The following is an 18510-nucleotide window of genomic DNA, read 5'->3' on the forward strand; positions in this document are numbered from 1 at the left end:
AGTGCCCTAGGTGTATCGACGTGCGTCGGCTCTGTCCACAGTTGTCCGGTCTGTGGCCGCCGCTGGGGCGGCGTACCCGCGGACGGTTACCGTCCGCGCATGCGGTGGGAGCGGCTGTTCGCCGACCTCGAGAGCCAGCTCGCGGCCGGTGCGGCCGAGCAGGGGCGGTGGGACGTCGCCGACCTGGTCCGCGCCGAGCGTGCACAGGTCCGCCTGCTGGACCGGGTGCGGGCCGCCCTCGGCACCCGCGTGCGTGTCGACCTCGCCGATGCCGGCGAGCCGCTCGCCGGGGAGCTGCTCGAGGCGGGGGCCGACTGGCTCCTGCTGGGCGTGACCCCGCACCGGCGGGCGCTCGTCCCGCTGGCGGCCGTCGACACCCTCACCGGGCTGCCCGGCGCGGTGGCGCCACCCGCCGGCCGCGTCGAGAGCAGGCTCGGCCTGGGTCACGTCCTGCGGGCGCTCGCGCGGGACCGTGCGTCCGTGGCCGTGCGCACACGGGGCGGGGCGTTCGGCGGGCGGGTCGAGCGCGTGGGCGCCGACCACGTCGAGTTCCTGCCGGAACCCGCCGGCGCGGGGTGCGCGACCGTGCCGTTCGCTGCGCTGTGCGCGGTGGTGTCGTCGTGAGCGCCCGCACGACCGCGGGCGCGCCGGAGGTCGTCGGAGCGGGCGCCCCCGCCGGTGCCGGACGTCGGGCCGGACCCGCCGGTGGGCAGCGGCGTCAGTGCCCGGCGTCGCCCTGCGAGCCGGCGTGGGCGTTGCGGGCGCGCGTCTGCTCGTACATCCGCTCGATGTACCGCTCCAGCTCGGTCGCCTCGACGCGCCACTGCAGCCGCCCGCCGATCTGGATCGCGGGCAGCTCGCCCGAGCGCACCAGCGCGTACGCCTGCGGCGCCGAGACGTTGAGGATCTCGGACACGTCGGCGAGCGTCAGGAACCGCGGGGCCATGGCGGCAGTCTGGCACGCGGCACCTCGCCGCCGACGTCGTCCACAGGCGTCGCGGTGCGGCCGTCACGGCCCCCAGGAGGTGCGCCACACTCGGGCCTCGTGCGGCGCCCGGGCGCCGTCCCGAGCAGGGCCGGTGCCCGTCCCGACCGGTCCTCGCCCGACCGGTCCCCGCCCGACCGGGCACCCACCGTGCTGCCTGGCCCGCACCTGAGCCACCCGCCCGCACCCCCGTCCCGCCGAACCGTGGAGACCCCGTGGACACCACCGTGCTCGACCTCCCCGCGCCCGCCGCGGTGCGGCTGCGCCGCCCCGGCTGGCGCGACCCGCGCCTGCTCGTGGGTCTCGTGCTGATCGCCGCGTCGGTCGCGCTCGGCAGCTGGGCGGTCGGCACCGCGCAGCGGACCGTGCCGGTCTGGGTCGCGCGTGACGCGCTCACCCCCGGGGACGCCCTGCGCACCGGTGACCTGGTGGTCGCGGACGTGCGGCTCGGCGCGGCCGCCGGCGGCTACCTGCGCGCCGACACCGGGCTGCCCCAGGACAGCGTCGTGCTGCGGACCGTCGGCGCCGGCGAGCTGGTCCCGGTCGCGTCCGTGGGGGCTGCCGACGCGCTCGAGGTGCGCCCGGTGGCCGTGCCGCTGAGCGCGCCCGCCTCGCGCGGCCTCGTCCCGGGCGCGTCGGTGGACGTGTGGTGGACCCCGGCCGGTGCGGACGCCGTCGAGGACGGGGGCGAGGCGGCCGAGGGTGCGGGCCCGCGGCAGCTCGCGGGAGGCCTGACCGTGGCGGAGGTGAGTGCACCCGACGGCGCGTTCGGCTCGGGCGGCGCGCGCAGCGTGCACCTGCTCGTCCCCGTCGACGACCTGCCGGCCGTCCTCGCCGCGCTCGCGGGAGACGGCGTCGTCGACGTCGTGCCCGTGCCGGGCAGCGGGGGCTGACGTGGGCGTCGGAGTGCTGTGCGCCGTGCAGGGCGCCGCGGAGTCGGCGATCGTGCAGGCGGTGGAGGGCTCGGGCGGCCGCCTCTCCGTCACGCGGCGCTGCGCGGATCTCACGGAGCTCCTCGCGGCGGCCGAGGCGGGCCTCGGGGGCCTCGCCGTGGTGTCGGCGGACCTCGACCGCCTGGACCGGGAGGCGGTCGCGGTGCTGCACCGCTGCGGCGTCCGCGTCGTCGGGCTCGGCGACCCGACGCGCCCGTGGCTCGCGGAGCGGCTCACCGCGCACGGCGCCGACCTCGTGGTCGAGGTGCCCGCCGACGCCGACGCGGTCGTGCGGGACGCGCTCGGGGTGCTCGCCGGCGACGCCCCGCCGCGGGCGGTCGTCGCACCCGACCCGGTGCCCGTGGCCCGTCCCGGTGCCACGGTGGCCGTCTGGGGACCGACGGGTGCGCCGGGCCGCACCTTCGTCGCCGTCAACCTCGCAGCCGAGCTGGCCGACCTCGGGCAGGACGTGCTGCTGGTCGACGCCGACACGTACGGCGGGGTGGTCGCACAGGTGCTCGGCGTCCTGGACGAGTCGCCGGGCCTGGCGGCTGCTGCGCGCGCGGCCGGTCAGGGCACTCTCGACCTCCCGGCCCTGGCCCGGCTCGCGCCCGTGGTGCTGCCGCGCCTGCGGCTGCTGACCGGGGTGTCGCGCGCGGACCGGTGGCCGGAGCTGCCCGGGTCGTCGCTCGAGGAGGTCCTGCGCGTCGCCCGCGGGCTCGCGGACGTGACGGTCGTCGACACCGGCTTCTGCATCGAGCAGGACGAGGTGCTCAGCTACGACACCCGGGCGCCCGTGCGGAACGCGGCGGCGCTCACCGCCCTCGAGCAGGCGGACCTGGTGCTCGTGGTCGGCGCGGCCGACCCCGTCGGGGTGCAGCGCCTCGTCCGTGCCCTCGGCGAGGTGTCCGAGCGGGGGCTGGCGGCCACCCGCCGCGTCGTGGTCAACCGGCTGCGCCCCACCGTGGCGGGCCCGCGTCCGGCCGAGGCCGTGGCGGGAGCGCTGGCGCGGTACGCCGGGGTGCGCGACGTCGTCCTCGTGCCGGACGACCGGGCGGCGGCGGACGCGGCGCTGCTCGAGGGGCGGGCCCTGCGGGAGGTGGCGCCGGGCTCCCCGGCGCGCCGCAGCCTGGCCGCGCTGGCGGCGGACGTCGTGGTCGCCGTGGGCGCGGACGTACGCGCGAGCGTCACCTGACGCCGGCGGGCGGCAGACTGTGCCCGTGCGCGTCTACATCCCTGTCACCCTCGACGAGCTGCAGGAGTCCTCCCCGGTCCTCCTCGACCCCCGCCCTGCCCACGCGGTCACTGCCGCGCTGCGCGCGGCCTGGAGCGAGGAGGACGAGGAGGGCTGGGAGTACGCGGCGCAGGCGAGCGCGGCGGACGGCAGCCTCGTCCTGCTCGCCGGTCGGCCGGACGCACCGCGCCTGCGCGTGCTCGTCGCCGCCGACGTCGCCGACGCCTGCGTCACGGCGCCCGCGACGACCACCGTCCCGTCCGCCGTCGACGTCGTGTGCGGAGTCGGCCTCGACCAGATCGTCAGCATCCACGTCGACGAGCCGGAGGCCGCGGAGGACGTCGCCGCGGCGGCCGCGGGTGACGAGGACGCCCTCGAGCGCCTCGAGGAGCGGGACCTGCTCTGGTACGACGTCACGGAGGTGGCGGACATCCCGCGCGCGTGAGGTGGGTCACGAACGCGCGGCCCGGGGTGCGTCCGGGCGCGACCGGTTGGACCGAGTGCCCGTCGCTCGGGTAGTGTCCACTGCCGGTGCGGCGCCCACGGGTGCGGCACCACGGCGCTGGTGATCGACCCCCGGGTCGCGCTCCGAGACGTATCGGTGCAGGTCACAGCCCTTGGGGTATGGTGTAATTGGCAGCACGACTGATTCTGGTTCAGTTAGTCTAGGTTCGAGTCCTGGTACCCCAGCGCAGTCCGCGGAGCGATCCGTGGGCAGCACGGACACCCGTCGTACGCGGCGGGCCCGGCTCCGCCCGAGTTTCCGACTCGGACGGGACGTCGGGTAGAGTGTCCACTCGGCACGCGACCTACGGGTCGTGCGCAAGGCCCCCGTTGTGTAGCGGCCTAGCACGCCGCCCTCTCACGGCGGTAGCGCCGGTTCGAATCCGGTCGGGGGTACAGACGAGGCCCGGTCACCATCTGGTGACCGGGCCTCGCTGCGTCGTGGGCGTGGGTCGGGGCGTGCTCGCGTCGTACGGCGAGGGTGGCCAGGGACGACCGGCCGGCACGGGCGGCGGTCGCGCACCGGCCGACGATCGCCGACGCGTGCCCGTGCGGACAGCACGACGCCCCGGTCTCGAGGACCGGGGCGTCGGCGCAGAGCGGCGAGGACGGACGCGTCAGTCGGCGGTGCGGCGCAGCACCTCGGTGAGCCGGTTCGCGGCCGACACGACCGCGGCGGCGTGCAGCCGGCCCGGCTGGCGCGAGAGGCGTTCCAGGGGGCCCGACACGGAGACGGCGGCGACGACGCGGCCGGAGGGCCCGCGGACGGGCGCGGAGACGGAGGCGACGCCGACCTCCCGCTCGGACACGGACTGCGCCCACCCGCGGCGCCGGACGCCGGAGAGGATGGTCGCCGTGAACTTGGCTCCCTGGAGCCCGCGGTGCAGGCGGTCCGGCTCCTCCCACGCGAGGAGGATCTGGGCGGCCGAGCCGGCCTGCATGGTCAGCGTCGCGCCCACCGGGATGGAGTCGCGGAGTCCGATCGGGCGCTCGGCGGCGGCGACGCAGATGCGCTGGTCGCCCTGCCGGCGGTACAGCTGCGCGCTCTCGCCCGTGTGGTCGCGCAGCAGGGCGAGCACGGGCCCCGCGGCCGCCAGCAGCCGGTCCTCCCCGGCGGCGGTCGACAGCTCGGAGAGGCGCGGCCCGAGGATGAAGCGACCCTGCAGGTCGCGGGCGACGAGCCGGTGGTGCTCGAGCGCGACGGCGAGGCGGTGAGCGGTGGGGCGCGCCAGATGGGTCGCGGCGACGAGCTGTGCGAGGGTCGCCGGACCGGCCTCGAGGGCGCTCAGCACCGACGCAGCCTTGTCCAGGACGCCGACTCCGCTAGAGTTGTCCATAGGTCGATATTGACGTCTCGCTGACTGAGATGCAAGACAGACACGCGAGACGGGGCCCGAGAGTCGGGTCGCGAGCCGGGTCCCCCGCCCGGAGGAGAGGAACTGACGACATGGCCGGCACGCTGGCGGAGAAGGTCTGGGACGCGCACGTGGTGCGCCGCGGCACGGACGGCGCACCCGACCTGCTGTACATCGACCTGCACCTGGTCCACGAGGTGACCAGCCCGCAGGCGTTCGAGGGCCTGCGGCTCGCGGGCCGTCCCCTGCGTCGGCCGGACCTCACGATCGCGACCGAGGACCACAACACCCCGACGCTCGACATCGACCGCCCGATCGCGGACACGACGAGCCGGACCCAGATCGAGACGCTGCGCCGCAACGCCGCGGAGTTCGGCGTCCGCATCCACTCGCTCGGGGACGCCGACCAGGGGATCGTCCACCAGGTGGGACCCCAGCTCGGCCTCACGCAGCCCGGGCTGACGGTGGTCTGCGGCGACTCCCACACGTCGACGCACGGCGCCTTCGGCGCGCTCGCGTTCGGCATCGGCACGAGCGAGGTCGAGCACGTGCTCGCGACGCAGACGCTGCCGCTGGCGCCCTTCAAGACCATGGCGATCACGGTCGACGGCCAGCTGCCGCCGGGTGCGACGGCGAAGGACATCATCCTCGCGATCATCGCGAAGATCGGCACGGGCGGCGGGCAGGGCTACGTGCTCGAGTACCGCGGCGAGGCGATCCGGTCCCTCTCGATGGAGGGCCGCATGACCATCTGCAACATGTCGATCGAGGCCGGCGCCCGCGCGGGCATGATCGCTCCGGACGAGACGACGTTCGCGTACCTCGAGGGGCGTCCGCACGCGCCCGAGGGCGCCGACTGGGAGGCCGCGGTCGCGTACTGGCGCACGCTGCGCACGGACGACGACGCCGTGTTCGACGCCGAGGTCGTGCTGGAGGCCGCCGACCTCGAGCCGTTCGTCACGTGGGGCACGAACCCGGGCCAGGGCCTGCCGCTGTCGGGCGCGGTCCCCGTGCCGGAGGAGATCGCCGACGCCAACGAGCGAGTCGCCGCCGAGCGCGCCATCGAGTACATGGGTCTGACGCCCGGCCAGCCGCTGCGCGACATCCACGTGGACACGGTCTTCATCGGCTCGTGCACGAACGGCCGCATCGAGGACCTGCGCGCCGTCGCCAAGCTGGTCGAGGGCCGCAAGAAGGCCGAGGACGTCCGCGTCCTGGTCGTCCCGGCGTCCGCGCGCGTGCGCCTGCAGGCCGAGGCCGAGGGGCTCGACCGGATCTTCCTCGACTTCGGCGCCGAGTGGCGCAACGCCGGCTGCTCGATGTGCCTGGGCATGAACCCCGACCAGCTCGCGCCGGGCGAGCGCTCCGCGTCGACGTCCAACCGGAACTTCGAGGGCCGGCAGGGCAAGGGTGGCCGGACGCACCTCGTCTCGCCGCTGGTCGCCGCGGCGACCGCCATCCGCGGCACGCTGTCGTCCGTCGCGGACCTGGGCCCGGACGTGCCGGTGCCCGACGGCAGCCCGCTCGTGCGCACCGACGCCCTGCAGTCCGCCTGACGCCCCCACCTTTTCGGACAGGACCACCCTCATGGAGAAGTTCACCCAGCACACCGGTGTCGGCGTCCCGCTGCGGCGCAGCAACGTGGACACCGACCAGATCATCCCGGCGGTGTACCTCAAGCGGGTCACCCGCACGGGCTTCGAGGACGCGCTGTTCGCCGCGTGGCGCGGCGACCCGTCGTTCGTCCTCAACCAGGACGCGTACCGCGCCGGATCGGTGCTCGTGGCCGGCCCCGACTTCGGCACGGGGTCCTCGCGCGAGCACGCCGTCTGGGCCCTCAAGGACTACGGCTTCCGCGTCGTCATCGCGTCGCGGTTCGCCGACATCTTCCGCGGCAACTCCGGCAAGCAGGGCCTGCTCGCCGCGCAGGTCGCGCAGGAGGACGTCGAGCTGCTCTGGAAGGTCCTCGAGACCCGTCCCGGCACCGAGGTGACGGTCGACCTCGAGGCGCGGACGGTGCTCGCGGACGACGTGGTCGTGCCGTTCCAGGTCGACGAGTACACGCGCTGGCGCCTGCTCGAGGGCCTCGACGACATCGGCCTCACGCTGCAGCACGTCGACGAGATCACCGCGTTCGAGGAGCGTCGCGAGGCGTGGCGGCCGCGCACGCTGCCCGCCAAGCACCTCCCCTCGGTCGAGGTGCGCCCGGCGCGTCCCGTCGTGGGCGTCGAGCTGGGGACGACGCGGCTCGCCTGAGCTCGCGCGGCGCGTCCGCGTCGCATCCCGGGTCCGCCCGCTAGCGTGGCCGTGAGGCGCGCTGAGCGTGCGGGTCCGGGAGGAGCGTCGGACATGGCGGGTACGAGCGACATCGTGGCGAGGGTGGCCGCGCGGACGGCCGACGGCGGAGGGACGCGCACGCAGGCGTCGACGGCGGTCGAGGCGGTGCTGGCGGAGATCACCGCCGCGCTCGTCGCGGGCGAGCGCGTGACCCTGACGGGCTTCGGGACGTTCGAGCCGGTGCCGCGCGCCGCCCGGGCCGCCCGCAACCCGCGGACGGGTGAGCCCGTCCAGGTGCCCGCCACGACCGTCACCCGGTTCCGGCCGGGGTCGGGGCTGCGCGCCGCGGTCGCCGGGCGCCGGGGTGCGGCCGACGTGCCGGGGGGCACGGCGGCGGGCACTGCGGTGAGCACGGCGGTGGACGGCGAGGCCCTGACGGCCTCGACGGGCGCGTCCACGGGCCGCACGACGTCGGGCGGCGCGAAGGCCGGGAAGAAGTCGGCGGACGCGAAGGCCGGGAAGAAGTCGGCGGACGCCAAGGGCGGCAAGAAGTCGGCCGACGCGAAGGCCGGGAAGAAGCCCGCGGACGCCAAGGGCCGTAAGAAGTCGACGGCCGCCAAGGGCGGCAAGAAGTCGGCCGACGCGAAGGCCGGGAGGAAGGCGGCGGACGCCAAGGGCCGTAAGAAGTCGACGGCCGCCAAGGGCCGCAAGTAGTCGACCGTCGCGATGTCCGGCAGGTAGTCGACGGGCTCCACGCCGGGCTCGAGGTCCCGCTCCACCGCGACGGGCCGCGGTCGGTGCCTGCACGCTCGCACCCGCGGACGCGCGCGCCCGCACCCCGCACCACACGCCCCCGCGAATGTGAGAGTTTCGCGATGACCGCCCACGCCGGCAGCGTCGTGGTGCGGCACGGGTGGTGGGTAGTGGAGCATGGGGCCATGACCGACCTGCTGTATGTCGACGGTGGCAACCCGCTGCGCGGAGACATCACCGTCCGTGGCGCCAAGAACTTCGTCTCCAAGGCGATGGTCGCCGCACTCCTCGGCGAGACCCCGAGCGAGCTGCGCAACGTTCCCCAGATCCGCGACGTGGCTGTCGTCACGGGGCTGCTGGAGCTGCACGGCGTCCGGGTGGACGCCGACGCCGAGGGCGGGATCCTCCGCCTCGACCCCACGGACGTGGAGCAGGCGCACGTCGCGGACATCGACGCGCACGCCGGCTCGAGCCGGATCCCGATCCTCTTCTGCGGCCCGCTGCTGCACCGTCTCGGCGAGGCGTTCATCCCCGACCTGGGCGGCTGCCGGATCGGCGACCGGCCGATCAACTACCACCTCGACATCCTGCGCCAGTTCGGTGCCGTGGTGGACAAGACGGACAACGGGATCCACATCCGTGCGCCGCGCCGCCTGCAGGGCACGAAGATCGCGCTGCCGTACCCGAGCGTCGGGGCGACCGAGCAGCTGCTGCTCACCGCCGTCCGTGCCGAGGGCATCACGGAGCTGTCGAACGCCGCGATCGAGCCCGAGATCATGGACCTCATCAACGTCCTGCAGAAGATGGGCGCGATCATCTCCGTCGCGACCGACCGCGTGATCCGGATCGAGGGCGTCGACCGCCTCTTCGGCTTCCAGCACACCGCGCTGTCCGACCGCATCGAGGCTGCGTCCTGGGCGTCGGCCGCGCTGGCGACGGGCGGCGACGTGTACGTGCGCGGCGCGACGCAGCCGGAGATGACGACGTTCCTCAACACGTTCCGCAAGGTCGGCGGCGAGTTCACCATCGACGACGACGGCATCCGGTTCTTCCACCCCGGCGGGGACCTGCGCTCCCTGCAGCTCGAGACCGACGTGCACCCCGGGTTCATGACCGACTGGCAGCAGCCGCTCGTCGTGGCGCTGACCCAGGCGCGCGGCCTGTCGATCGTGCACGAGACGGTGTACGAGAACCGGTTCGGCTTCGTCGACGCCCTGGTGGGCATGGGCGCGACGATCCAGGTCTACAAGGAGTGCCTGGGCGGGCGGCCGTGCCGCTTCGGGCAGCGCAACTTCTACCACTCGGCCGTCATCTCGGGCCCCACGCCGCTGTCCGCCGCGGAGATCGAGGTGCCGGACCTGCGCGGCGGGTTCAGCCACCTCATCGCGGCCCTCACGGCCAAGGGCACGTCGGCCGTGCGCGGCATCAGCCTCATCGACCGCGGGTACGAGCGCTTCACGGACAAGCTCGACGCCCTGGGCGCCCAGTTCAGCCGGGAGCCGGTCCCCGTGCGCTGACGCGCCGCCGCAGCCCGCACCAGCCGCAGCCCGCACCAGCCGCAGCACACGCCCTCCGCAGTCCGCAGCCACGGGGCCGGTCGCACCCGCGACCGGCCCCGTCGCGCGTCCCCGCGTCCCCGGACCCGGGCGACCCGCGCCGGGGCGCAGGGGGGTGGGCGGGGCGGCGGACGGTGCAGCGGTGACGGCTACGATCCTGTCCCGTGCCGTCGCCGCAGCGTTCCACCCGTGCCTACCGCGCCATCGCCCGCGTCGTGCGGCCGCTCATGTTCGCGGTGTCGCGGCCCGACTGGCACGGGGGGGAGCACCTGCCGACCGACCGCGGGTTCATCGCGGCGTCGAACCACATGACCGAGGCCGACCCGCTCACGCTCGCCCACTACCTGTGGGACCACGGTCACGTGCCGCGCGTCCTGGCGAAGGCGTCGCTGTTCTCCGTGCCGGTCCTCGGGCGGGTGCTGCGTGCGACGCGACAGATCCCGGTGCACCGCGAGACGGCGTCGGCCGGGGACTCCCTGCTCACCGCCGTGACGGCGCTGGCGGAGGGGGAGTGCGTCGTGGTCTTCCCCGAGGGCACGCTGACCCGGGACCCCGACCTGTGGCCGATGACGGCCAGGACCGGGGTGGCCCGTCTCGCCCTGACGACCCGGGCGCCCGTCGTGCCGATCGCGCAGTGGGGTCCGCAGGACCTGCTGGCCCGGTACGGCAAGGTGCCCAGGCCGTTCCCGCGCAAGAAGGTCACCGTCGTGGCGGGGCCGCCGGTCGACCTGTCCGACCTCTACGACCGCCCGCAGGACACCGCGACGCTGCGGGAGGCGACGGGCCGCGTGATGACCGCGATCACCCGGCAGCTCGAGCAGGTGCGGGGCGAGCAGGCGCCCGCCGAGCCGTTCGACATGCGCCGCCCGCCCGCGGCCCCTGCCGCCCCCACCGGCGACGGGCGGGAGGGCGAGTGACGTCCGTCGACGCGCCGCTGCGCGCTGCGGTGCTCGGGTCGGGGAGCTGGGGGACGACGTTCGCCGCGGTCCTGGCGGACGCCGGCTGCACCGTCACCGTCTGGGGCCGGGACGCGGCGACGGTGCGGGAGATCGCCACGGAGAGCCGCAACAGCCGCTACCTGCCGGGAGTCGAGCTGCCGGCGGGCGTGACGGCCAGCGACGATGCGCGCGCCGCGCTGCGCGGGGCCGACGTCGTCGCCGTGGCCGTGCCGTCGCAGCGGGCGCGCGACGTGCTGGTGCCGCTCGCCGACGCGATCGGCCCGCAGACGGTCGTCGTCTCGCTCATGAAGGGCGTCGAGCTGGGGACCGACCGGCGGATGAGCGAGGTCGTCGCCGAGAGCCTCGGGCTCCCGGCGGCCCGGGTCGCGGTGCTGTCGGGGCCGAACCTCGCGCGCGAGATCGCCCTGCGTCAGCCGACCGCCACGGTCGTGGCGTCGGCGAGCGACGCGACCGCGCGGATCGTCGCGCGTGCGTGCGCGTCGTCCTACTTCCGTCCCTACACCAACCGCGACGTCGTCGGCGTCGAGCTGTGCGGGGCGGTGAAGAACGTCATCGCGCTCGCGGTCGGCATATCGCAGGGCCGCGGCATGGGCTACAACACGATGGCGACCGTCATCACGCGCGGCCTCGTCGAGATCACGCGTCTCGGCCTGGCGCTCGGCGCCGACGCCGACACGTTCCCCGGCCTGGCCGGCATGGGCGACCTCATGGCGACGTGCGCGTCGCCGGACTCGCGCAACCACACCCTGGGCGTGCACATCGGGCGCGGCATGACGCTCGACGACGCGATCGTCGCCACGGGCGGCACGGCGGAGGGCGTGAAGTCGTCCCGGTCGGTCCTGGAGCTCGCGACGTCGCTCGGTGTCGAGATGCCGATCACGTCCGCGGTCGTGCAGGTGCTGCACGAGGACCTGCCGGTCGACCGCCTCGCCGGGCTGCTGCTGGCGCGCCCGCACAAGGCCGAGGGCGTCTAGCCCTCCGCGCTCCCGGGCCGGGTGCCGGCCTGCGGGGCCGGCCGGGACCTGGCCCGCAGGGGCCCGTGCCGGTCAGTCCTCGGCGACCGCCCGTGCCGCGTCGAGGGCGGTCTCGAGGTCCGCCCACAGGTCGTCGACGTCCTCGATGCCGACGCTCATCCGGACGAGGTCCTCCGGGACCGTCAGCGACTCCGTGCCGAACCGGCGGCGCCTCTCGAGCGTGGACTCCACGCCGCCCAGGCTCGTCGCCGGCACCCACAGGCGCACCGCCGCGACGAACGCGTCGGCCCCCGCGGCACCACCGACCGGCCGCACCCCCAGCACGGACCCGTACCCGTCCATCTGCGCGGTGGCGCGGGCGTGGCCGGGGTCGTCCGGGAGGCTCGGGTGCCGTACCTCGCGCACAGCCGGGTGGGCGGCCAGGCGGCGTGCGAGCTCGGCGGCGCTGCGCTGCGACCGCTCGACGCGCAGGGCCAGCGTGCGCAGGCCCCGCAGGGCCAGCCAGACCTCGAAGGGCCCGGCGATCGCGCCGTGGGTCGTGCGGTGCGCGACCACGCGCGCGTGCAGGTCCGCGTCGTCCGTCACCACGGCGCCGAGGACGACGTCGGAGTGCCCGGCGAGGTACTTCGTCACCGAGTGCACGACGAGGTCGGCACCGAGCGCGAGCGGGCGCTGCACGAGCGGCGTGGCGAACGTGTTGTCGACCGCGACGAGCGCCGCGACCCCGTGCGCGGCGGTGACCAGCGACGCGACGTCCGCGACCTCGAGCATCGGGTTGGTCGGGGACTCGAGCCACAGCATCGCGGCCGGCGGGACGTCCCCGCTGCCGCGCACGGCAGCCGCGACGGCGTCGGTGTCCGCGACGTCGACGAGGTCCACCGTCAGGGCGCCCCGCTCGGCCAGCTCGCGCAGCAGGACGAGGGTGACCTGGTACGCGTGCCGCGGCACGACGACGCGCCCGCCGACGGGCACGAGCGCCAGCACGGCGGCGATCGCCGCCATGCCGGAGGCCAGCACGACCGCGGGTGGGCCGTCGGTCGCACGGCCGGCGTCCGCGTGCCCCGCGCGCTCGAGCGCGGCCAGGGCCTCCTCGAACGGCTCCCAGGTGGGCGTGCCGCTGCGGGCGTAGAGGTGCTCGCCGGCCCCCGGTTCCCCCTGGGAGACGTACGTCGACGACAGCACGACGGCCGGGTTCACGGCGGCACCCGGCGTGCGCGCGGGCCGGCCCGCGCTGACGGCGATCGTGTCGGGGGAGAGCCGCGCGGGGGGCGACGAGGCGTGCGGCGGGGTGTGCGGACGGTCCACCCGGGCAGGGTAGCCCGCAGGACGCACCCGGGCCCCGTCCCCGCCCGGTAGGGTCGGTCGGCGATGGACGCCACGATTGCCCCCGCGACCGACCCGACGACCGACGGACACCCCCACGCCCGGGGAGGTGACCGACCGCGCGTCATGGTCCTCTTCGGGGGCCGGTCGGGCGAGCACGCGATCAGCTGCGCGACCGCGGGCGGTGTCCTGCGGGCGATCGACCGTGCACGGTACGACGTGGTCGCCGTCGGCATCACGCGCACCGGGCAGTGGGTGCTCGCCGACGACGACCCCGACCGCTGGGCGATCCGCGACGGGCACCTGCCCGAGGTCGACGGCGCGTCGGCGCGCGTCGTGCTGCCGCAGGGCACGGTGGACCGGGACGTGCAGGTGGTCGAGGACGGGCGCGTCGCACGCACGCTGGGCGCCGTCGACGTGGTCTTCCCGCTGCTGCACGGTCCGTTCGGCGAGGACGGCACGCTGCAGGGGCTGCTCGAGCTCGCCGACGTGCGCTACGTCGGCTCGGGGGTGCTCGCGTCCGCCGTCGGCATGGACAAGCACATGATGAAGCTCGTGCTGGCCGGCTCCGGCCTGACCGTCGGGCCCTTCCGCGTGCTGCCCGGCGGGGCCACCGCCGACGCCGCGACGCTCGACGCGTTCGTGGCGGACCTCGGGCTGCCGCTGTTCGTCAAGCCCGCACGGGCGGGCTCGAGCCTCGGCATCACGCGCGTGGTCGAGCGCTCGCAGCTCGAGGACGCCGTGGCGGAGGCGCGCCGGCACGACCCCAAGGTCGTCGTCGAGGCCGCGATCGTCGGGCGCGAGGTCGAGTGCGGCGTCCTCGGCGGCCGCGCGGGGGCTCCCGCACGCGCGTCGCTGCCGGGCGAGGTCGTCGTCACCCACGACCGGCACGCGTTCTACGACTTCGAGGCGAAGTACCTCGACGAGGACGGCGTCGTGCTCTCCTGCCCCGCCGACCTGCCGCCCCACGTCACGGAGCGCGTCCGGGAGGTGGCCGTCCGGGCCTTCGACGCCGTGGGGTGCGAGGGGCTGGCCCGCGTCGACGTGTTCGTCACGGCCGACGACGAGGTCGTGGTCAACGAGATCAACACGATGCCCGGGTTCACGCCGTACTCGATGTACCCGCGGATGTGGGAGGCGACGGGCGTGCCGTACGCCGAGCTCGTGGACGAGCTCGTCGGCCTGGCGCTCGAGCGGTCGACCGGCCTGCGCTGACCCGGCGCGGGCGCGCGCTGCTCAGAGGCAGGCGCGCTCCTGCGTCGTCAGGGCCACCGCGGGACCGAGCAGGTCGACGAACGACGTGGTGCTGAACTCCGTCACGGCCTCGGGCACCCGTACCTCGACGGCGGGCACGCGCCCGTAGGTCGTGAAGCGCCAGTCGCCCGACTCCTCGACGACGACCCAGTCGATCGTCGGGCCGTTCGGCGTCGTCACGGACTGGCACCGGTCGGTCGTCGGGCCGAGCGGCTCGACCCCGCAGCGGAGCACGACCGCGGCGTCGGGACGTCCCCAGGCGGTCGTCGCCTGCGCGTCGGTCTCGAGGCGGGGCAGGTCCTCCGACAGCTGGTCTGGCAGGGCGAGCACGACCGACGCGCACACCGGGTCCGCCGCGTGCGGGGCCACGTCGACCGCGACCGTGGGGGCGCACGCCGCGAGGGTCACCAGGACCGCGGCGGCGAGGGGCAGGGCACGGCGGGGTGACACGTCTCCACGGTACCCGCCGCCGCCGGACGTCCCGGCCCGCGGTCGGGACGGGGCGCGTGCGCGGCCGTGCCGGTGCGCGGGCGCGGCGCCGCAGCGCATAGCGTGTGGCCGTGGCCGCCGAGAGTCCCCGCGTCCGTGACCTCACCGAGCAGGACTTGCTCGACCGGATCTTCCCGCACCTGCCGGTGGGCTCGCGCACCCTCGTGCCGCCCGGCGACGACGCGGCTGTCGTCGCCGCACCCGACGGCCGCGTCGTGGTCACGTGCGACGTGCTCGTCGAGGGTGTGCACTTCCGGCGCGACTGGTCGACCGCCGCCGACGTCGGCCGTCGGGCGGCGATGCAGAACCTCGCCGACGTCGCCGCGATGGGCGCCCGCCCGACGGCCCTCGTCGTCGGGCTCGTCGTGCCGGGGGACACGCCCGCGGCGTGGGTGGAGGGGCTCGCGGCGGGGCTGGGCGACGCGTGCCGCCCGCTCGACGTCGGCGTGGTGGGCGGTGACCTCTCGTCCGGGCCCGTGCTCGTCGTCGCCGTCACGGCGCACGGCGACCTCGAGGGCCGCACCGCCGTCCGGCGCACGGGTGCCCGGCCGGGCGACGTCGTCGCGCTGGCGGGACGCTGCGGCTGGTCGGGGGCCGGGTGGGCGCTGCTGGCCGCGGGCCGCCCCCAGCTCGACGCCGGCCTGGTGGCCGCCTACCGCTCGCCCGAGCCCCTGGTCGAGGCGGGCGCGCTCGCGGCGCGGGGCGGCGCCACCGCGATGCTCGACGTGTCCGACGGCCTGCTGCGGGACGGCCGCCGCCTCGCCCGGGCGAGCGGCGTGACGCTCGACCTGGGCCCGCCGGGCACCGTGCTCGCGGACGACGTGGCCCGGCTCCGCGGTGCCGCGGACGCGCTCGGGGTGGCCGTCGACGACTGGCTGCTCGCCGGCGGGGAGGACCACGGGCTCCTCGCGACGTTCCCGGCCGACGCGACGCTGCCGGAGGGCTTCCGCCCGGTCGGCGTGGTGCGTGAGCGCGGCGGCGAGCCGGTGCTCGTGGACGGGCGCCCGCCGCGCGCGGGGTCCGTCGGCTGGGACCACTTCGCCGACTGAGGATCCCGCGGAGGGCTCAGCCGCGGCGGTAGCGGATCTCGAGCAGCTCGGCGCCGCCGACGTCCTCGAGGCGCTCGACGCCGTCGGGCTGGAACCCGTGGCGGCGGTAGAAGTGGCGTGCCCGCTCGTTGGCCGCGAGGACCCACAGCACGAGGGGCGTGTGCTCGCCCGCCTCGGCGACGACGGTCCGGATGAGCTCGCGCGCGACGCCGTGCCCCCAGGTGCCGGGGTCGAGGTAGATCGAGTAGATCTCGCGCTCGCCGCGGCGGGCGTCCTCGTCGCGCGAGGGGCCGTAGGAGGCGAAGCCGAGCAGCCGACCCCCGGACTCGGCGACGAAGGTGCGGACGTGGTCCGCGGGGCCGGCGGTCAGGAGCTCGCGCCAGCGGCTGCCGCGCGCGGCCGCGTCCAGACCGCTCAGGTACTCGGCGGGGACGATGCCGGCGTACGCCTCCTGCCAGGAGCGGACGTGCACGTCGGCGATGGCCTGCGCGTCGTCGGGCGTGGCGGGGCGGATGGTGACCTCGTCGACGATCTGCTCGACCATGACGCCAGCGTGCCACAGGGGTCGCACGCAGCACGAGGGCCCGCGAGCGGATGCTCGCGGGCCCTCGTCGGGTCCTGCTGTGCGGGTGCGCCGTCCGCCCGGGGGCGGCGGCGCGGCACGGGGGTCTCAGACGGCGCGCTGGACCTTGCCGGCCTTGAGGCACGAGGTGCACACGTTGAGGCGCTTCGGGGTACCCGCCACGACCACGCGCACGCGCTGGATGTTCGGGTTCCAGCGGCGCTTCGTGCGCACGTGCGAGTGCGAGATGCTGTGCCCGAAGCTCGGGCCCTTGGCGCAGACGTCGCAGTTGGCAGCCACGATCTTCTCCTGGTTCTGTTCTGTCCCGGGGCCGGCGGGCGGTCCGGTTCGTGCACGACCCGCGCACGCGGCCTGGGCCGGGCCTGCCACCAGGGTCTGGTGACCGGCCACGACCGCACGACGATGCGTCGGGAAGTCGGTGGGGATGCCGGACGGGGTCCGGGCAACCGGACAAGGCTAGCCCATCGACGACCTGGCACCCAAATGTGGGCGCGGTGCGGCACAGTGCTCCGGTGACGCGGCGGCTCGGAGCCGTCGGCGGGCCCGTGCGCGCGGGCCGGCGCGGGCGTCCCCACGACGACGGAGGCGACGGATGGCGGTGCAGCCGGCGGTGGACCGTGACGGGTCCGTGCACCCCGCGGCGGGTCCGGGAGCGGCGGCGCTCGGCGACCCCGTCGTGCTGCGCGCGTGGGCGGCGGGTGCGCGGGCGGTGTGCGCGGCCGCGCGCGAGCGGGTCGACGCGGTCAACGTGTTCCCCGTCGCCGACGCGGACACCGGGTCGAACGTGCTGCTCACCGTCTCGGGCGGCGCGGACGCCGTCGCGGCGCTGCCCGGCGGCGCCGGTGCGGCCGAGGTCGCGGGCACCCTCGCCGCCGGCGCCGCCGCCGCGGCGCGCGGCAGCTCCGGGATCATCCTCAGCCAGTGGCTGGTCGGGCTCGCCGCGGCCGTCGCCGCGGGCGAGGACCTCGCGGGTGCGCTCACGCGGGCGGCCGCGGCAGCCCGCGACGCGGTGCCGGACCCGCAGGAGGGGACGGTGCTGACGGTCGCCGCGCAGGTGGCCGCGCACGTCGGCAGGCACGACCACGGGTCCGCCGTCCCGCACGGCAGCGCCGACGCCGACGTCCTCGCGCACGCGCTCGCGGCCGCCCGGTCCGACCTCGGACGCGTGAGCGCGGGGCACGACGTCCTGCGGGCGGCGCACGTCGTCGACGCGGGCGCGTGCGCGCTCCTCGTCGTGCTCGACGCCCTCACGCACGCCCTGCGCACGCGGACCGCCGCCGAGGTCGCCGACGTCGACCTGGCGTGGCTGCCCACGGGCGCGGTCGCGCTGCCCGGTGCGCACGCGGCTGCGGCCGGCGGCGCGTTCGAGGTCATGCTGCTCGTCCGCCCGGGGCCCTCGTGCTCGTCGACGGACGGCGCCGCGGGCACCGACGCCCTCGCCGCCGCGCTGCGGGGCGTCGGCGACGCGGTCGCGGTCGTCGCGGCAGGCGACCGCTGGCACGCGCACGTGCACACCGACGACCCCGCCGCGGCCCTCGCGCTCGTGCCCCCCGGCGCGCGCGACCGCGTGGTCGTCCGGGCCGTCGACCCCGGTCCCGTGACAGGGCCCGGGCTCGTCGTCGTGACGGCCTCCGGCGGGTTGGCCGCCTGGTACGCCACGGCGGGCGCGGTCGCGCTCGTCGCCGACCCGGGGGCGCCCGTACCGGCCGAGCACGTCGGGCGCGCCGTGGTGGACGCGGAGGGCTCGCACGTGGTCGTGCTCGACGCGGTCGGCGGCGTGCCGCCCGGGACGGTGCCCGAGGCGCCCGGGGTGCCGCCCGCCACGGTGCTGGCGGCCGCACCGGACGGCGCCGCGGTCGTGGCGTGCCTGGCGGTGCTGGCGGACCCCGCGAGAGGGTCCGGCGCCGCCCGTGCGGCGCTGGACCGCCTGCTGTCCGTGCGGGTGCCGGCGCACGCGCCGGGTGACGCGGGCGGCGACGCGCCCGGTGGCGTGCCGGCGCTCGTCGGCGCCGTGCGCGACCTCGTGCGCAGCCGACCCGCGGCCCAGTCGGTCACGCTCGTGCACGGCGCCGACGTCGGGGCCGACGCGGCGGCGGCCGTGGACGCGGTCCGCGCGGCGCTGCCGGACCACGAGGTCGTCGTGGCCGGGCCGGCCGCGGAGGCAGGGTGGTGGGTGGGCGTCGACTGACCGCCGCCCGCGCGCACGGGCGACCGCCGGCGGCACGTGGCCGGTGCGCGCCCGCGGGACGGGCCGGCCGGAGCGCGGCCCACGACGACGCACGG

Annotated in this window: 19 protein-coding genes and 2 tRNA genes; 15 read left to right on the forward strand and 6 right to left on the reverse strand. The window is 76.3% G+C overall.

Annotated features, from left to right (window positions below; genetic code table 11):
• The first annotated feature begins 99 nt into the window (after positions 1-99).
• Positions 100-624, forward strand: a complete 525-nt coding sequence (locus E5225_RS06000) for a hypothetical protein (RefSeq protein ID WP_135974606.1) — start codon at positions 100-102, stop codon at positions 622-624.
• 94 nt (positions 625-718) lie between these two features.
• Here E5225_RS06000 and E5225_RS06005 read toward each other — a convergent pair whose 3' ends face one another.
• A complete protein-coding gene (locus E5225_RS06005; RefSeq protein WP_135974608.1) occupies positions 719-946 on the reverse strand; it encodes a helix-turn-helix domain-containing protein in 228 nt (75 codons plus the stop codon).
• A gap of 254 nt (positions 947-1200) precedes the next feature.
• Here E5225_RS06005 and E5225_RS06010 point away from each other — a divergent pair, with 254 nt between their 5' ends.
• The 5 genes from E5225_RS06010 to E5225_RS06030 all read left to right on the forward strand — a co-directional run bounded on the left by E5225_RS06010 (position 1201) and on the right by E5225_RS06030 (position 4051).
• Positions 1201-1878, forward strand: coding sequence for a CpaB family protein (locus E5225_RS06010; protein ID WP_135974610.1), 678 nt, complete (start codon positions 1201-1203; stop codon positions 1876-1878).
• Between the two features lies 1 nt (position 1879).
• On the forward strand, positions 1880-3112 hold the full coding sequence (locus E5225_RS06015; RefSeq protein WP_166436024.1) for a CpaE/TadZ family protein: 1233 nt from the start codon (positions 1880-1882) through the stop codon (positions 3110-3112).
• 25 nt (positions 3113-3137) lie between these two features.
• Positions 3138-3596, forward strand: a complete 459-nt coding sequence (locus E5225_RS06020; protein ID WP_135974612.1) for a DUF6912 family protein — start codon at positions 3138-3140, stop codon at positions 3594-3596.
• Between the two features lie 173 nt (positions 3597-3769).
• A tRNA-Gln gene (locus tag E5225_RS06025) sits at positions 3770-3841 on the forward strand.
• A gap of 137 nt (positions 3842-3978) precedes the next feature.
• Positions 3979-4051 (forward strand) — tRNA-Glu (locus tag E5225_RS06030).
• 221 nt (positions 4052-4272) lie between these two features.
• Here E5225_RS06030 and E5225_RS06035 read toward each other — a convergent pair.
• Positions 4273-4992: an IclR family transcriptional regulator gene (locus E5225_RS06035; protein ID WP_135974613.1), complete on the reverse strand. Its 720-nt coding sequence runs from the start codon at positions 4990-4992 to the stop codon at positions 4273-4275.
• Between the two features lie 110 nt (positions 4993-5102).
• On the opposite strand from E5225_RS06035, the gene leuC reads away from it, so the two are divergent.
• From leuC to E5225_RS06065, 6 genes are all read left to right on the forward strand, one after another.
• A complete protein-coding gene (gene leuC / locus E5225_RS06040; protein WP_135974615.1) occupies positions 5103-6566 on the forward strand; it encodes a 3-isopropylmalate dehydratase large subunit in 1464 nt (487 codons plus the stop codon).
• A gap of 31 nt (positions 6567-6597) precedes the next feature.
• A complete protein-coding gene (gene leuD, locus E5225_RS06045; protein WP_135974617.1) occupies positions 6598-7266 on the forward strand; it encodes a 3-isopropylmalate dehydratase small subunit in 669 nt (222 codons plus the stop codon).
• Positions 7267-7359: 93 nt separating this feature from the next.
• A complete protein-coding gene (locus E5225_RS06050) occupies positions 7360-8001 on the forward strand; it encodes an HU family DNA-binding protein (protein WP_135974619.1) in 642 nt (213 codons plus the stop codon).
• A gap of 224 nt (positions 8002-8225) precedes the next feature.
• Positions 8226-9557 carry a UDP-N-acetylglucosamine 1-carboxyvinyltransferase gene (murA, locus tag E5225_RS06055; RefSeq protein ID WP_135974621.1) on the forward strand — a complete coding sequence of 444 codons (1332 nt, stop codon included), beginning with the start codon at positions 8226-8228 and terminating at the stop codon, positions 9555-9557.
• Positions 9558-9760: 203 nt separating this feature from the next.
• Positions 9761-10513, forward strand: coding sequence for a lysophospholipid acyltransferase family protein (locus E5225_RS06060; protein ID WP_135974623.1), 753 nt, complete (start codon positions 9761-9763; stop codon positions 10511-10513).
• Entirely contained in the window at positions 10510-11529 is a 1020-nt protein-coding gene (locus tag E5225_RS06065) for an NAD(P)H-dependent glycerol-3-phosphate dehydrogenase (protein ID WP_243738356.1), read from the forward strand. Before E5225_RS06060 ends, E5225_RS06065 begins: the two co-directional genes overlap by 4 nt.
• A gap of 72 nt (positions 11530-11601) precedes the next feature.
• Here the strand turns inward: E5225_RS06065 and E5225_RS06070 are convergent, their stop codons facing one another.
• On the reverse strand, positions 11602-12834 hold the full coding sequence (locus E5225_RS06070; RefSeq protein ID WP_135974625.1) for a trans-sulfuration enzyme family protein: 1233 nt from the start codon (positions 12832-12834) through the stop codon (positions 11602-11604).
• Between the two features lie 144 nt (positions 12835-12978).
• Here E5225_RS06070 and E5225_RS06075 point away from each other — a divergent pair, with 144 nt between their 5' ends.
• Entirely contained in the window at positions 12979-14067 is a 1089-nt protein-coding gene (locus tag E5225_RS06075) for a D-alanine--D-alanine ligase family protein (protein WP_243738357.1), read from the forward strand.
• A gap of 21 nt (positions 14068-14088) precedes the next feature.
• Here E5225_RS06075 and E5225_RS06080 read toward each other — a convergent pair whose 3' ends face one another.
• Complete coding sequence (locus tag E5225_RS06080; RefSeq protein WP_243738358.1) at positions 14089-14556, reverse strand: DUF3515 family protein; 468 nt, start codon at positions 14554-14556, stop codon at positions 14089-14091.
• 110 nt (positions 14557-14666) lie between these two features.
• Here E5225_RS06080 and E5225_RS06085 point away from each other — a divergent pair, with 110 nt between their 5' ends.
• On the forward strand, positions 14667-15644 hold the full coding sequence (locus tag E5225_RS06085; protein ID WP_135974631.1) for a thiamine-phosphate kinase: 978 nt from the start codon (positions 14667-14669) through the stop codon (positions 15642-15644).
• Between the two features lie 16 nt (positions 15645-15660).
• Here E5225_RS06085 and E5225_RS06090 read toward each other — a convergent pair whose 3' ends face one another.
• Both E5225_RS06090 and rpmB read right to left on the reverse strand, forming a co-directional pair.
• The gene (locus tag E5225_RS06090; protein ID WP_135974633.1) at positions 15661-16188 is read right to left on the reverse strand and encodes a GNAT family N-acetyltransferase; all 528 of its coding nucleotides are present in this window, start codon (positions 16186-16188) and stop codon (positions 15661-15663) included.
• Between the two features lie 126 nt (positions 16189-16314).
• Positions 16315-16506 carry a 50S ribosomal protein L28 gene (gene rpmB, locus E5225_RS06095; protein ID WP_135974635.1) on the reverse strand — a complete coding sequence of 64 codons (192 nt, stop codon included), beginning with the start codon at positions 16504-16506 and terminating at the stop codon, positions 16315-16317.
• A 313-nt stretch (positions 16507-16819) separates the two neighbouring features.
• Between rpmB and E5225_RS06100 the strand changes: the two genes are divergently transcribed.
• Positions 16820-18415, forward strand: a complete 1596-nt coding sequence (locus E5225_RS06100) for a DAK2 domain-containing protein (protein ID WP_136225347.1) — start codon at positions 16820-16822, stop codon at positions 18413-18415.
• Positions 18416-18510 lie beyond the last annotated feature (95 nt).

The sequence above is a fragment of the Cellulomonas shaoxiangyii genome (assembly GCF_004798685.1).
Lineage (GTDB): Bacteria > Actinomycetota > Actinomycetes > Actinomycetales > Cellulomonadaceae > Cellulomonas > Cellulomonas shaoxiangyii.